The sequence below is a fragment of the Pseudomonas resinovorans NBRC 106553 genome (genome assembly GCF_000412695.1).
Taxonomy (GTDB): Bacteria; Pseudomonadota; Gammaproteobacteria; order Pseudomonadales; family Pseudomonadaceae; genus Metapseudomonas; species Metapseudomonas resinovorans_A.
The window spans coordinates 1,569,783-1,582,769 of sequence record NC_021499.1 but is presented as its reverse complement, the minus strand read 5'-3'; the positions used below and the strand labels follow the sequence as shown (position 1 = coordinate 1,582,769).

The 12,987-nt window shown below is 66.9% G+C and carries 10 protein-coding genes; 6 read left to right on the top strand and 4 right to left on the bottom strand.

The features are described from left to right. Window positions 1-27 precede the first annotated feature (27 nt). Together PCA10_RS07300 and PCA10_RS07295 are read right to left on the bottom strand one after the other, a co-directional pair. On the bottom strand, window positions 28-1,200 hold the full coding sequence (locus PCA10_RS07300) for an acyl-CoA dehydrogenase family protein (protein ID WP_016491407.1): 1,173 nt from the start codon (window positions 1,198-1,200) through the stop codon (window positions 28-30). 25 nt (window positions 1,201-1,225) lie between these two features. Further along, complete coding sequence (locus tag PCA10_RS07295) at window positions 1,226-2,338, bottom strand: amidase (RefSeq protein WP_041770561.1); 1,113 nt, start codon at window positions 2,336-2,338, stop codon at window positions 1,226-1,228. A 735-nt stretch (window positions 2,339-3,073) separates the two neighbouring features. Here PCA10_RS07295 and PCA10_RS07290 point away from each other — a divergent pair. The 6 genes from PCA10_RS07290 (at window position 3,074) to PCA10_RS07265 (ending at window position 10,187) form a co-directional block, all read left to right on the top strand. Continuing rightward, window positions 3,074-4,225 (top strand): ABC transporter substrate-binding protein, encoded by a 1,152-nt coding sequence (locus tag PCA10_RS07290; RefSeq protein ID WP_016491405.1) that lies wholly within the window; start codon window positions 3,074-3,076, stop codon window positions 4,223-4,225. Between the two features lie 140 nt (window positions 4,226-4,365). Beyond that, window positions 4,366-5,403: a branched-chain amino acid ABC transporter permease gene (locus tag PCA10_RS07285; RefSeq protein ID WP_016491404.1), complete on the top strand. Its 1,038-nt coding sequence runs from the start codon at window positions 4,366-4,368 to the stop codon at window positions 5,401-5,403. Then, window positions 5,400-7,199, top strand: coding sequence for a branched-chain amino acid ABC transporter ATP-binding protein/permease (locus PCA10_RS07280; RefSeq protein ID WP_016491403.1), 1,800 nt, complete (start codon window positions 5,400-5,402; stop codon window positions 7,197-7,199). The genes PCA10_RS07285 and PCA10_RS07280 overlap by 4 nt, the downstream gene beginning before the upstream one ends. Continuing rightward, entirely contained in the window at window positions 7,199-7,990 is a 792-nt protein-coding gene (locus PCA10_RS07275; RefSeq protein ID WP_016491402.1) for an ABC transporter ATP-binding protein, read from the top strand. The genes PCA10_RS07280 and PCA10_RS07275 overlap by 1 nt, the downstream gene beginning before the upstream one ends. 46 nt (window positions 7,991-8,036) lie before the next feature. Further along, entirely contained in the window at window positions 8,037-9,578 is a 1,542-nt protein-coding gene (locus PCA10_RS07270; protein ID WP_016491401.1) for a methyl-accepting chemotaxis protein, read from the top strand. A gap of 132 nt (window positions 9,579-9,710) precedes the next feature. Continuing rightward, the gene (locus tag PCA10_RS07265) at window positions 9,711-10,187 is read left to right on the top strand and encodes a MarR family winged helix-turn-helix transcriptional regulator (RefSeq protein WP_016491400.1); all 477 of its coding nucleotides are present in this window, start codon (window positions 9,711-9,713) and stop codon (window positions 10,185-10,187) included. A gap of 130 nt (window positions 10,188-10,317) precedes the next feature. On the opposite strand, the gene PCA10_RS07260 is transcribed toward PCA10_RS07265, so the two are convergent. Together PCA10_RS07260 and PCA10_RS07255 are read right to left on the bottom strand one after the other, a co-directional pair. Further along, entirely contained in the window at window positions 10,318-11,943 is a 1,626-nt protein-coding gene (locus PCA10_RS07260; protein WP_016491399.1) for an NADP-dependent glyceraldehyde-3-phosphate dehydrogenase, read from the bottom strand. 349 nt (window positions 11,944-12,292) lie between these two features. Beyond that, window positions 12,293-12,982 carry a bifunctional 4-hydroxy-2-oxoglutarate aldolase/2-dehydro-3-deoxy-phosphogluconate aldolase gene (locus PCA10_RS07255; protein ID WP_016491398.1) on the bottom strand — a complete coding sequence of 230 codons (690 nt, stop codon included), beginning with the start codon at window positions 12,980-12,982 and terminating at the stop codon, window positions 12,293-12,295. Between the last annotated feature and the right edge of the window lie 5 nt (window positions 12,983-12,987).

Below are 12,987 nucleotides of genomic sequence, written 5' to 3'. Positions count from 1 at the left end.
ACAGTCACCGATCAGTCAGTCGAAAATTCACAGGTAGCCGGGCAGCGGCTTGTTGCCGAAGAAGATCGCGCCGGCGTTCTGGTAGGTCATGTCGCCCATGAAGGCGTGCTGGGTGATCACCAGGGTGTCGTTGACGAAGCGCGACAGCGGGTTGTCCCGGTACACGCCGGTCATGCCCGAGAGCATCTGCGCACTGCGCGCCACTTCGGCGGACACGCGGGTGGCGTGGGTGGAGGACAGGCGCAGCAGGTTGGTCTGCTCGACGCTCACCGGGTTGCCGGCGACCACGCTGGCCCAGGCGCTTTCCATGGCTTCGTAGAACCAGGCGCGGGCGGCGCGCAGTTCGGCTTCGGCCTTGGCCATCTGCATCTGCGCCAGCGGGCGGTCGGACAGTGCCGGAGCGCCGGTGACCGAGAAGCGGCCGGTGGCCATGCCGCAGAGGTAGTCCAGGGCGGCGCGGGCAACGCCCAGGCCAACCACCGAGAGCACCTGGGTGGCGAAAGACAGCGAGGGGTAGCGGAACATCGGCTCGTCGAGGTTGGACGGACCGCCACGGACGAAGGTCCACTCCTCGGGCACCACCACGCCTTCGATCACCACGTCATGGCTGCCGGTGCCGATCAGGCCGACCACATCCCAGGTCTCCTCGATCTTCACCTTTTCGCGCGGCATCACCGCCAGACGCGGCAGGCCCACGGTGTCGCCATTCTTCGGGCTGATGCCGACGCCGATCAGGTTGGCGCCCATGCAGCCGCTGGAGAACTTCCAGCGGCCGTTCACTTCCAGGCCGCCGTCGACGAAGGCGGCCGGTTGCGGCGGGAAGATGCCGCCGGCGAAGACCACGTCCGGGCCGTTGGCGTAGACCTTCTTCAGGGTCTCCAGGGGCAGCGCCGCCAGGTACACCGGGTTCATGCCGAAGCTGGCGACCCAGCCGGCCGAACCGTCGGCGGCGGAGATGTCCTCCACCATCTGGCAGAACTCCATGGGCGAACGCTGGTCGCCGCCGAAGCGAGTAGGCACCAGGGCACGGTAGACGCCGAGCTCCTTGAAGCGCTCGATCACGTCCTGGGAAATGTATTTCTGCCGGTCGAATTCCTCGCTCCGGGCACGCTCGCGGATGTCGGCGAGCAACGCCTGGAATCCTTCACTCGCGGTAATCGGGGCGGGGCTCTGGTAATCCAGTTCGCTTAGCGAAGACATAAGGCTCTCCTGGTGGGCTTCTTGTTTATTGTTCGAGGCGTCGCACGAGCTCACGGGCGACTGCCAGCAGCAGTTCGTCCGCGCCCTTGGCGGCAACGAGTTGCAGGCCCACCGGCAGCTTCGAGGCACCCTCGAAAGGAATGCTCAGCGCAGGGTGACCAGTGAGGTTGAACGGCCGCACGAAGGCGGTCATGCCGATGGCCGCGCGGGTATCGGCGGCGTCCGCCACCAGGGCCGGGTAATCCGGCATGGTCGGCAGGGCGAGGATCGGGCAGCGCGCCAGGGCGGCATCCACTTCGGCGGTGAAGGCGGCGCGGATGGTTTCGGCATCGCGCAGGGCGGCGTCGGTGGTGTTGCCGGCGGCCTGCAGGCGGGAAGCGATATCCGCACCCAGCAGGCCGGTAGCCACCAGGTGGCCGCAGGCATTCCAGGTTTCCCTGTTGATCACGGAGAGGCCGGCATCGTAGGCGGCCTGCATGCCGGGCAGCGGCGCGTCCTGCAGCTCGAAGTCGGAGGCTTCCAGTACGGCTTCCAGGGTGGCGAGCACTTCCGGGTTGGCCTGCACCGGCACGACGCCGATGCGCACGCCGCTGACGGTGGGCAGCGTATCGAAGGACGGGTCGATGGCGGCCATGGCTTCGATCAGCAGGTCGACGCTGGCGGCGAAGGGGCCTACGCAATCCAGGGAAGTTTCGGCGGGCATCACGCCGGCACGGCTGACGCGGCCGAAAGTGGGCTTCATGCCGAACACGCCGCAGCAGCAGGCGGGGACCCGAACCGAGCCACCGGTGTCGGTGCCCAGGGCAAAGTCGCAGAGGTCGGCGGCCACGGCGGCGGCCGAGCCACTGGAGGAACCACCAGGTACGCGGCCGGGGTAGCGCGGGTTTTCCGCGGTGCCGGTCCAGGCATTGAGGCCGGTGGTGCCGAAGGCCAGCTCATGCAGGCTGGTCTTGCCGGTGATACGGCAGCCGGCGTCCAGCAGGGCCTGGACCACGTCGGCATGGCGCGAGGCGTCGGGCGCATCGATCAGCGCACGGCTGGAAGCCCGGGTGGGATGGCCGGCGATATCGATGGTGTCCTTCACCATCACCGTCCTGCCTGAGCCACCCAGCTCGAGCTTCTCGACCACTATCGTCATCTGCATTACCCATTGGCGTTCTTGTTGGTGCTCGACAGCCCTTGCCGGGGTGTCGAATGCGTAAATCCAGAATCGGAAGAATTACGTGAAATGTCAATTGAATTATCACTGGAAAAATAGTGTGTAGATTCGGTGCACTTTCACGTAATTCAGCACCAGTAACGTGCAGAACGGTAACAGCCACAAAATCACAACGGCTTCCAAAACAAGCTATAAAGTTGTTATTTTTCAGTAAGCTACAATTCCGATAAGAATTGTTTTCATTTGACCGAGCGGAAACACCGGCAAATTCACAGCTTTCCAGCTGTGCGTTTATCGAACGCAATATTTGCAATTTATTGCGATTTTTTAGACGCAAAAACAGGGCTTTTTTATCGCAAAAATCATGACTTTTCTGACTGAATATCAGCTCCGGCAAAACCCTGGGAGGCCGATCAGCGCTGGGATGAAAGGTATTTGCGCAAGGGCTCGCCGGGGGCGTCGGCAGCTGCCGCGGGGAGGCTGGAAAGGTTCAGACGAACGGGGCCCCTGCGGCACCGCACCGGCATGGAGCAGGTTTTTCTGGCACGGGAGCTGCAATTTCGCTCCCCGCCGAGCGGGATACCCGCCGGTAGCGCCTCAAGGCGCCAGAACAACAAAAAGGCGGCAAGCCATCCGCGCGCAGGTCTCCCCTGGAGCCCGGCGCGCCCTGCGGATCATTGCCTCTCCAGTAGCCTTGCAACCCCGGAGTACGTCATGCACTTCAAACAAGCCGTGTCCACCCTGCTGCTCAGCGCCATCTGCCTGTCCTCCGCCCAGGCGGACGTGAAGGTCGGCGTCATCACCTCGTCCACCGGCCCCCTGGCCCTGGTCGGGCTGCCCCAGAAAAACTCCACCCCCCTGCTGCCCACCCAGGCCGGCGACCAGAAGGTGACCTACATTCCCCTGGATGACGGCAGCGACCCCACCGCCACCGTGAAAGCGCTGAAGAAGCTGATCAGCGAGGAGAACGTCGACGCCATCATCGGCCCGAGCGGTTCGCCCAACGCCATGGGCGTGATCCAGTTCGTCGCCGAGGCCGGCGTGCCGCTGCTGGCGCCGGTGGGCACCGCCGCCGTGGTGCTGCCGATGAACGAGCAGAAGAAGTGGGTGTTCAAGACCACCCAGAACGACGACCTGATCGCCAAGGCCCTGGTGGGTGACATGACCGCGCGCGGCGTGAAGACCCTGGGCTTCATCGGCACCGCCGATCCCTATGGCGAGAACTGGTCCAAGGTGATCGGCGCCATGGCCGCCGAGCACGGCATCAAGCTGGTGGCCAACGAGCGCTTCCAGCGCCAGGACACCTCGGTGACCGGGCAGAGCCTGAAAGTGCTCTCCGTACGCCCCGACGCCGTGCTGGTGGCGGCACCCGGCAGCGCCGCGGTGCTGCCGCAGACCACCCTGTTCGACCAGGGCTATCGCGGCCAGATGTACCAGACCCACGGCGCCGCCCTGCCGGACTTCCTCAAGCTCGGCGGCAAGAAGGTGGAAGGCACCATCCTCGCCGCCAGCCTGATGCTGGTGCTCGACCAGATGCCCGACAGCCATCCCTCCAAGCAACTCGCCGGCGAGTACGTGGCCGCCTACGAGAAGCTCAACGGCAGCAAGCCGGCCACCTTCGGTGCCAACACCTTCGACGCCGGCCTGCTGCTGCAGAAAGCCATCCCGCTGGCCGCCGCCAAGGCCGCGCCGGGGACTCCGGAGTTCCGCGCAGCCCTGCGCGACGCGCTGGAAGCGAGCCATGAAGTGCCCGCCACCCAGGGCGTCTACAACATGACCCCGGACGACCACAGCGGCTTCGACGAGCGCGGCCGCGAGCTGATCCAGGTGAAGAACGGCACCTGGACCCTGCTGGGCAGCAATTGATCGCAGGGGCTGTTTGTAGGGTGGACGACGCTCTCTTCGTCCACCTTGCGGCGCCCCGGTCAGGCACCAAAGGTGGATGGGTAAAGCGTCATCCACCCTACGCGTGCGGCACCTCCCTACTGCAATAAAGAGTTCCCACCATGAATCTCCAGATAGCCCTGCTGCTCGGCCAGGACGGCATCACCAACGGCGCGATCTACGCGCTGCTGGCGCTTTCGCTCCTGCTGGTCTTCACCGTCACGCGGATCCTGCTGATCCCCCAGGGCGAGTTCGTCACCTACGGCGCGCTGACAATGGCCAGCCTGCAGGCCGGCCAGCCCACCGCGCTGGTCTGGTTGCTGCTCGGCCTGACCCTGGCCGACTGCGCCATGGACCTGTACGACGCCACCCGCTCCAGCCGTGGCTTCCGTTTCCAGAAACGGATAGTCCCCAAGCTCGCCTACGCCCTGCTCCTGCTCGGCCTGCTGCGCAGCCTGCCCCTGGCCGAATTGCCCATGGCCGTGCAAGCGCTGCTCACCCTGGCCCTGGTGGTGCCGCTGGGCCCGCAGCTCTACCGCCTGGTGTTCCAGCCCCTGGCCTCGGCCAGTTCGCTGGTGCTGCTGATCGTCTCCATCGCCGTGCACGTGGCCATGGTGGGCATCGGCCTCTTGATGTTCGGACCGGAAGGTGCCCGCACCGCGCCCTTCTCCGAGGCCGGCCTGACCTTGGGCCCGGTGACCTTCAACGCCCAGACCCTGTGGGTGATAGCCGTGTCCCTGGCGCTGATCGTCGGCCTGTTCCTGTTCTTCGAACGCAGCCTCTACGGCAAGGCCCTGCGCGCCACCGCGGTGAACCGCCTGGGCGCGCGGCTGATGGGCATCTCGCCGACCCTGGCGGGCAAGGCCACCTTCGCCCTGGCCACCTTCATCGGTGCGCTGTCGGGCATCCTCATCGCCCCCATCACCACCCTGTACTTCGACTCGGGCTTCGTCATCAGCCTCAAGGGCTTCGTCGGCGCCATCATCGGCGGCCTGGTGAGCTACCCGGTGGCCGCCCTGGGCGCCCTGGGCGTTGGCCTGATCGAGGCCTTCTCGATGTTCTGGGCCAGTACCTACAAGGAGATCATCGTCTTCACCCTGATCATCCCCTTCCTGCTCTGGCGCTCCCTCACCAGCCGTCACGTGGAGGACGATGAATGAAACCGCGCTACCTGATCCTCTCCCTGGTGGCCGTGCTCGGCATCGCGCCCATGGTGCTGCCGCCCTACTACGTCACCCTCCTGAACTACATCGGGCTCTACACCCTGGTGGTCCTCGGCCTGGTGCTGCTCACCGGGGTCGGCGGCATGACCAGCTTCGGCCAGGCGGCGTTCGTTGGCCTGGGCGCCTACACCAGCGCCTACCTCACCACGGTGCAGGACCTGCCGGGCTGGCTGGCCTGGGCCAGCGCCTCGCCCTGGCTGACCCTGCTGGTGGGGCTGGTGCTCACCGGCGCGGTGGCCCTGCTGCTGGGGGCCATGACCCTCAAGCTCTCCGGCCACTACCTGCCACTGGGGACCATCGCCTGGGGCCTGTCGCTGTACTACCTGTTCGGTACCCTGGAATCCCTCGGCGGCCATACCGGCGTCAGCGGCCTGCCCTCCATCTCGCTGCTCGGCTGGGAGATGAACAAGGGCGAGGAGATCTACTACCTGATCTGGGCCGTGCTGCTGTGCGCCATGCTGATCACCCAGAACCTCCTGGACTCCCGCGAAGGCCGGGCCATCCGCGCACTCAAGGGCGGCCAGCTGATGGCCGAATCCATGGGGGTGAACACTTTCCGCTCCAAGCTGGTGATCTTCCTCATCTCCGCCCTGTTCGCCGCCGTTTCCGGTTGGCTCTACGCCCACACCCAGCGCTTCGTGAACCCCACGCCCTTCGGCCTGCACATGGGCATCGACTACCTGTTCATGGCGCTGATCGGCGGCGTGGCCAGCGTCTGGGGCGCACTGCTGGGCGCCGGCATGCTGACCATGCTCAAGCAGTGGCTGCAGGACCTCCTGCCGCAACTCTTCGGCACCACCGGCAACTACGAGGTGATCGTCTTCGGCCTGATCATCATCCTGCTCATGCAACGCGCACCGGGCGGCCTCTGGCCCCTGCTGCTGCGCCTGGTGCCGGACGCCTGGAAGCCGCGCAAGGCCGCCAAGGCGCTGGCGAGCGCCACCGAACTGCCGCGCCGCGAACTGCCGACCGCCGGCGAGGTGCTGCTGGAAGCGCGTAATGTCACCCGTCGTTTCGGCGGCCTGGTGGCCAACAACGACATGAACCTGGAAGTGCGCGCCGGCGAGATCCTCGCGCTGATCGGCCCCAATGGCGCCGGCAAGAGCACCCTGTTCAACCAGCTCTCGGGCGTGGACACCCCCACCTCGGGCGACGTGCTGTTCCGTGGCCAGCGGATCAACGGCATGCCCTCCCGCGAGATCGCCCGCATGGGCATGAGCCGCACCTTCCAGCATGTGAAGCTGCTGGCGGAGATGAGCGTGCTGGAGAACGTCGCCATCGGCGCCCACCTGCGCGGCAACAAGGGCGTGCTGTCCGCCGCCCTGCGCCTGGACCGCGCCGAGGAAGCCGAGCTGCTCGCCGAAGCGCGCTACCAGCTGGAACGCGTGGGCCTGGGTGACTACCTCGATGCCGAAGCCGGCAGCCTGGCCCTGGGTCAGCAGCGCATCCTCGAGATCGCCCGCGCCCTGTGCGCCAACCCCTGCCTGCTGCTGCTCGACGAGCCCGCCGCCGGCCTGCGCCACAAGGAGAAGGAAGCCTTGGGGCTCCTCCTCAGCCGCCTGCGCAGCGAAGGCATGGCGATCCTCCTGGTGGAGCACGACATGGACTTCGTCATGGGCCTGGTGGACCGCGTGGTGGTGATGGAATTCGGCCAGCGCATCGCCCACGGGCTGCCGGCCGAGGTGCAGAAGGACCCGGCGGTGCTGGAAGCCTATCTCGGAGGAGCCGAGTGATGAACATGCCGATTCAAGACCTGAAGCAACCCGAAAACCTCGTCGCCAACCCGGTGCTGGAGGTCAGCGACCTATCCGTCGCCTACGGAAAGGTGGAAGCCCTCTCCAGCGCCAACCTGCGGGTAGGCCAGGGGCAGATCGTCACCGTGATCGGGCCCAACGGCGCCGGCAAGACCACCCTGCTCTCGGCCATCATGGGGGTGCTCGGCTCCCGTGGCCGGGTGGCCTTCGACGGCAGCCTGGAAGCGGTGCCCGAAGTGGAGGTGATGGTGTCCCGCGGCCTGGGCCTGGTGCCGGAGAAGCGCGAGCTGTTCGGCAGCATGACGGTCGCCGACAACCTGCTGCTGGGCGCCTTCCAGCGCCATCGCAGCGGCAAGCGCGACCACGCCGCCACCCTCAAGGAGGTCTATGAGCTGTTCCCGCGCCTGTGGGAACGCCGCGACCAGTTGGCCGCCACCCTCTCCGGCGGCGAGCGGCAGATGCTCGCCGTGGGCCGCGCGCTGATGGCCAAGCCCAAGCTGCTGATGCTCGACGAACCGAGCCTGGGCCTGGCGCCGCTGATCACCCGGGAGATCTTCCGCATCATCAGCACCCTGCGCCAGCAGGGGGTGTCCATCCTGCTGGTGGAGCAGAACGCCCGCGCCGCCCTGCGCGTGGCCGACTACGCCTACGTGCTGGAGACCGGCCAGATCGCCATGCAGGGCCCCGCCGCCCAGCTGGCCGACGACCCGCGCGTGATCGAGGCCTACCTGGGCCTGGCCAGCAAGCACCAGGAGATGCTCGCCGGCTGAGCCCTCGGCCCGGCCGCGAGGCCGGGCCCCATCCATGGAGGACCCCATGAACGCACAGGCCTTCGCTGAGCCACCGATTTCCCGCCTCGACCCGGAAGGCCGGGTACTGCATTGCAACGACGCCTACCTGGAGCTGTGCGGCTACCCGCGCGAGGCGCTGTTGAACCAACCATTCCAGCAGATCAACCACCCCGGCATGCCGGCGCGGGTGATCGAGCGCATGTGGCAGACCCTGCGTGCCGGCGTGCCCTGGAACGGCCCGCTGATGGGCCGCCACGTCGAAGGCGGCGTGTTCTGGAGCGACCTCTACGTGGTGCCGCTGTTCGACAACGGCCAACTGGTGGCCCTGGGCACCGTCTACCACCCCATGGGGCGCGAGGCCTGCCTGCGCGCCGAGGCCCTCTACGCACGCCTGCGCCAGGGCAAGCCCGCCGAGTCACTGGCGGCGCGCGCACTGCGCCTGTCCGGCGAGTACAGCCTCGCCGCCCTCGCCGCCCTGCTGCTGGCCGGCGCCACCCTGGCCGGGCAACTGGATGCCAGCCTTGGCCTGGCCCTGCTCGGCGGCCTGGGCGCCATCGGCCTGCAGGCCGTCCACGCACGGCGACGCGGCGTGAGCGCCGGCCTGGCGAGTTATCCACAGGTGTACAGCGACCCCTTGCTGGCGCCGGCCTACAGCCGGCGGGGTGGTGCCGACGCCCTGCTGGACATGGCCATGGGCAACCTGCAATTGCGCCTGCGCACGGTGATGGCGCGCATCCATATCAACGGCGACATCCTGCGTCACCGCGCCGGGGAATCCTCCGCGCTGGTGGCCAGCGAGGCCGGCCAGCTGGAACGCCAGCTGGAGGAAACCGAGCAGTCGGCGGCGGCCGTGCAGCAGATGAGCTGCACCATCCAGGAGTTGTCGCGCAACCTGCAGGACAGCGCCCAGGCCACCCAGGCGGTGGACCAGTTGGCGCGGGACGGCGATCGCCTCGCCGGCCAGAGCCAGGCCTCGATGCAGACCCTGCGCGGCTCGGTGGAGGACATAGGCGCGGCGGTCGGCCAGCTCGCCGAGTCCATCGAGTCCATCAGCGGCATCGCCGAGGTGATCCAGAGCATCGCCGAGCAGACCAACCTGCTGGCGCTGAACGCGGCCATCGAAGCGGCGCGCGCCGGCGAGTCCGGCCGGGGCTTCGCGGTGGTGGCCGACGAGGTGCGCACCCTGGCCTCGCGTACCCGCGATTCCACCGGGCAGATCCAGCAGTCCATCGAACGCCTGCGCAACGGCAGCGCCCAGGCCCTGGCCACCGCCCAGCGCGGCGAGCAGGCCGCGCGGCAATCGAGCGCGGATGTCGAGCAGGTACGCGAGGCCCTGCGGCGCATCAGCGGCGAAGTGGGCCAGGTCAGCGGCATGAGCCTGCAGATGGCCACCGCCATCGAAGAACAGGGCCAGGTGGCCGAGGAGATCAGCCGGCAGATCGAACGCATCGCCGGCCTCGCCGAACAGAGCGCCGGCCAGGCCCAGCGCAGTACCCAGATCGGCCAGGAGTTGCACCAGCTGGCGCACTCCCAGCTGGACCTGGCCCAGCGCTTCCTGCACGGCTGAGCGACACCGGTTGCCCCATGGGGTGGCCGGTGAATGCTGACCCGGATCAAGACGGGCCCAGATGGCTGTCGACAGCGTCCGCGCAACCCCCTATAACTCTCCCCCTGTCAGCATGAACCTTGCCCCACTCGCATGAGCACCCCGAAAAAGCGCCTCAACCGCTACAACCCCGCCAGCGACGACTTCAAGAAGGAGGAATTCCCCTTCTACTGGATCGCCCGCGTCTATGGCCGCTACAACATGGCCATGGAAAAGACCCTGAAGAAGATCGACCTGGACATCCCGCGCTGGCGAATCCTGTTCATCCTCAAGGAGAACGGCCAGTCGAGCATCTCGGAGATCTCCGAGCACGCCATCGCCAAGCTTTCCACCGTCACCAAGATCGTCTACCGCATGAAGGACGACGGCCTGGTGGACACCGCCCCCTGCGCCAACGACGGCCGCGTCACCCAGGTGACCATCACCGACAAGGGCCGGCACATGGTGGAAGAGATCCAGGTGAACACCGCGCACATCTTCACCAACAGCTTCCAGGGCCTCAGCGAGGCACAGATCGCCAAGCTCAACGGCACCCTGGAAAAGATCTACGCCAACCTGCCGGAAGACTGATCGCCCGGCAGGTCCTGCACAAAAGCCATTTGTAGGATGGGTAGAGCGGAGCGAAACCCATCGATGGCCGAGCACCGCGGTTGATGGGTTTCGCAGGCTCTACCCATCCTACAGACGCGCCAGATCCCCCTCAGAAAATGTAATCCGTAGTCAGGAAATTCGATGCGCGGGCGCGGATGATCTCGCTCACCAGCGCCTTGTTTCGCTCATCGAACTTCGTGGCCACCAGCGTCCGGATCGAGAACACCCGCAGCGCGTCATGCACCGAGAGGGTCCCCTCAGCGGAGTTCTTGCGCCCATTGAAGGGGAAGGTGTCCGGGCCGCGCTGGCACTGGGCGTTGATGTTGATGCGCCCCACCTGGTTGGCGAAGGCATCCACCAGGCGACCCACTTGCGCCGGATCATTCCCGAACAGGCTGAGCTGCTGGCCGTAGTCCGAGTGCAGCACGTAGTCGATCACCTCCTCCAGCTCGCGGTAGGGCACCACCGGGATCAGCGGGCCGAACTGTTCCTCCTGGTAGAGGCGCATGTCCGGGGTCACCGGGCTCAGCACCGCCGGGTAGAAGAAGCTCCGGCGGTGGCAGCCGCCGCCTGGGTTGACCACCCTGGCGCCCTTGGCCACGGCGTCCTCCAGCAGTCCGCTGAGGTAGGCCACCTTGCCCGGCTCGGGCAGCGGGGTCAGGGCTACGCCCTCAAGCCAGGGCATGCCCGGCTTGAGGGCGGCCAGCTTCGCGCAGAACCTGTCGAGGAAGGGCTCGAGCACGTCCTGGTGGACGAAGAGGATCTTCAGCGCGGTGCAACGCTGGCCGTTGAACGACAGCGCGCCGGTGATGGCCTCGCTCACCGCGTTGTCCAGGTCCACCTGGGGCAGGACGATGCCGGGGTTCTTCGCGTCCAGGCCGAGGGCCGCGCGCAGGCGGTGGGGCCGTGGGTGCAGCTTCTTCAGGTCGGCGGCGCCGGAGTGGGTGCCGATGAAGGCGAACACGTCCACCTTGCCGCTGGCCATGATGGCGCTGACGGTTTCCCGGCCTCGGCCGTAGATGATGTTGATGACGCCCGGCGGGAAGCTGTCGCGGAAGGCCTCCAGCAGCGGACGGATCAGCAGCACGCCGAACTTGGCCGGCTTGAACACCACGGTGTTGCCCATGATCAGCGCCGGGATCAGGGTGGTGAAGGTCTCGTTCAGCGGGTAGTTGTAGGGCCCCATGCACAGGGCCACGCCCAGGGGCACGCGGCGGATCTGGCCGAGGGTGCCCTGCTCCAGCTCGAAGCGGCTGGAGCGGCGGTCCAGCTCCTTGAGCGCCTCGATGGTGTCGACGATGTAGTCGCAGGTGCGGTCGAACTCCTTCTCGGAATCCTTGAGGTTCTTGCCGATCTCCCACATCAGCAAGCGCACCACCGCCTCGCGCTGCTCGCGCATGCGGGTGAGGAACTTCTCCACATGACTGATGCGCTCGGCGACCCGCAGGTTCGGCCAGAGACCCTGGCCGTGGTCGTAGGCGGCAACGGCCGCGTCCAGCGCGGCGAGGGCGGCCTCGGCATCCAGCAGCGGCGTACTGCCCAGCACCACCTGCTGGTCGCCCTGCTCGCTGGCCAGGAAAATCGGGCTGCGCACCGCCGCCAGGGGGCCGTCCCAGCGCAGCAGCTCACCGCCCACCAGGTATTCGCGCTGCTCGATGGCGGCACCGGGGCGGTAGCGTTCGGGGATCTGCTCGGCAGTGGGGAACAGGGCGTCGAGGTTGTTGTTGTCGGTCATTGCGCTTTCCTCTGGATCGAAACCACTGGAGTCGGTTTTAACGCGGTTTTTCCATTAGGTAAATCGTTTCAGCAAACCGTTTGGCGGAATCCCTCACAGGGGAAGGCACAGATCAGGGGAAGGGAACCGTAGGAGCGAATTCATTCGCGAAGCAGGTCGAAGGCCTGCCCATCACATGCTGAGGGCAGCTGCGCTGCCCGATCGCGAATGAATTCGCTCCTACAACGGCAATTCGCCGCGCGAAGCCCCAGCACCGTAGGATGGGTCGAGCGAAGCGATACCCATCACATCGGCCGATGGGTATCGCAGGCTCAACGGAACGCCGCCCGACCCATCCTACGAGCAGCCCTCAGACCAGCAGCGCCAGCGCCTCGGCGGTGACATCCTGGATGCGCTGCCAATCGCCGCGCCGGACCCAGTCCTTGTCCATCATCCAGCTGCCGCCCACGCACATCACGTTGGGCTGGGCCATGTAGTCGCGGAGGTTGTCGGGTTTGACGCCGCCGGTGGGGCAGAAGCGGATGCCCGGGAAGGGCCCGGCGAAGGCCTGGATGGCCCTGACGCCGCCGCAGAGCTCCGCCGGGAACAGCTTGAAGCGCCGGTAGCCCAGGGCGTGGCCGAGCATGATTTCAGACGCGCTGGCGATGCCGGGCAGCAGCGGCAGCGGGCTGTAGACGCCGGCACGCAGCAACTCGGCGGTGCAGCCGGGGGTGACGATGAACTGCGAGCCGGCGGCCTCGGCCTCGGCCAGCATCCACTCGTCCAGCACGGTGCCGGCGCCGACACAGAGCTCCGGACGCTCTTCGCGCAGGGTGCGGATGGCGGACAGCCCATGCTCCGAGCGCAGGGTGATTTCCAGGGTATGCAGGCCCCCGGCGGCCAGGGCGTCGGCCAGGGGCAGGACATCCTGCTCGCGCTCGATGGTGATCACCGGAAGGATGCGCGCCGCGCCGCAGAGGACGTCGATCAGGGCAGCCTTGTCCGCCATGCTCGGCACGGCTTCGCGACTATTGGCCCGATGGGTGGGGAGACTGGTCATGGGCG

Excerpts from the sequence above, each read along its gene's own strand:
- PCA10_RS07300 (WP_016491407.1), bottom strand. The coding sequence starts at position 1,200 with ATGTCTTCGCTAAGCGAACTGGATTACCAGAGCCCCGCCCCGATTACC.
- PCA10_RS07295 (WP_041770561.1), bottom strand. The coding sequence starts at position 2,338 with ATGACGATAGTGGTCGAGAAGCTCGAGCTGGGTGGCTCAGGCAGGACG.
- PCA10_RS07290 (WP_016491405.1), top strand. The coding sequence starts at position 3,074 with ATGCACTTCAAACAAGCCGTGTCCACCCTGCTGCTCAGCGCCATCTGC.
- PCA10_RS07285 (WP_016491404.1), top strand. The coding sequence starts at position 4,366 with ATGAATCTCCAGATAGCCCTGCTGCTCGGCCAGGACGGCATCACCAAC.
- PCA10_RS07280 (WP_016491403.1), top strand. The coding sequence starts at position 5,400 with ATGAAACCGCGCTACCTGATCCTCTCCCTGGTGGCCGTGCTCGGCATC.
- PCA10_RS07275 (WP_016491402.1), top strand. The coding sequence starts at position 7,199 with ATGAACATGCCGATTCAAGACCTGAAGCAACCCGAAAACCTCGTCGCC.
- PCA10_RS07270 (WP_016491401.1), top strand. The coding sequence starts at position 8,037 with ATGAACGCACAGGCCTTCGCTGAGCCACCGATTTCCCGCCTCGACCCG.
- PCA10_RS07265 (WP_016491400.1), top strand. The coding sequence starts at position 9,711 with ATGAGCACCCCGAAAAAGCGCCTCAACCGCTACAACCCCGCCAGCGAC.
- PCA10_RS07260 (WP_016491399.1), bottom strand. The coding sequence starts at position 11,943 with ATGACCGACAACAACAACCTCGACGCCCTGTTCCCCACTGCCGAGCAG.
- PCA10_RS07255 (WP_016491398.1), bottom strand. The coding sequence starts at position 12,982 with ATGACCAGTCTCCCCACCCATCGGGCCAATAGTCGCGAAGCCGTGCCG.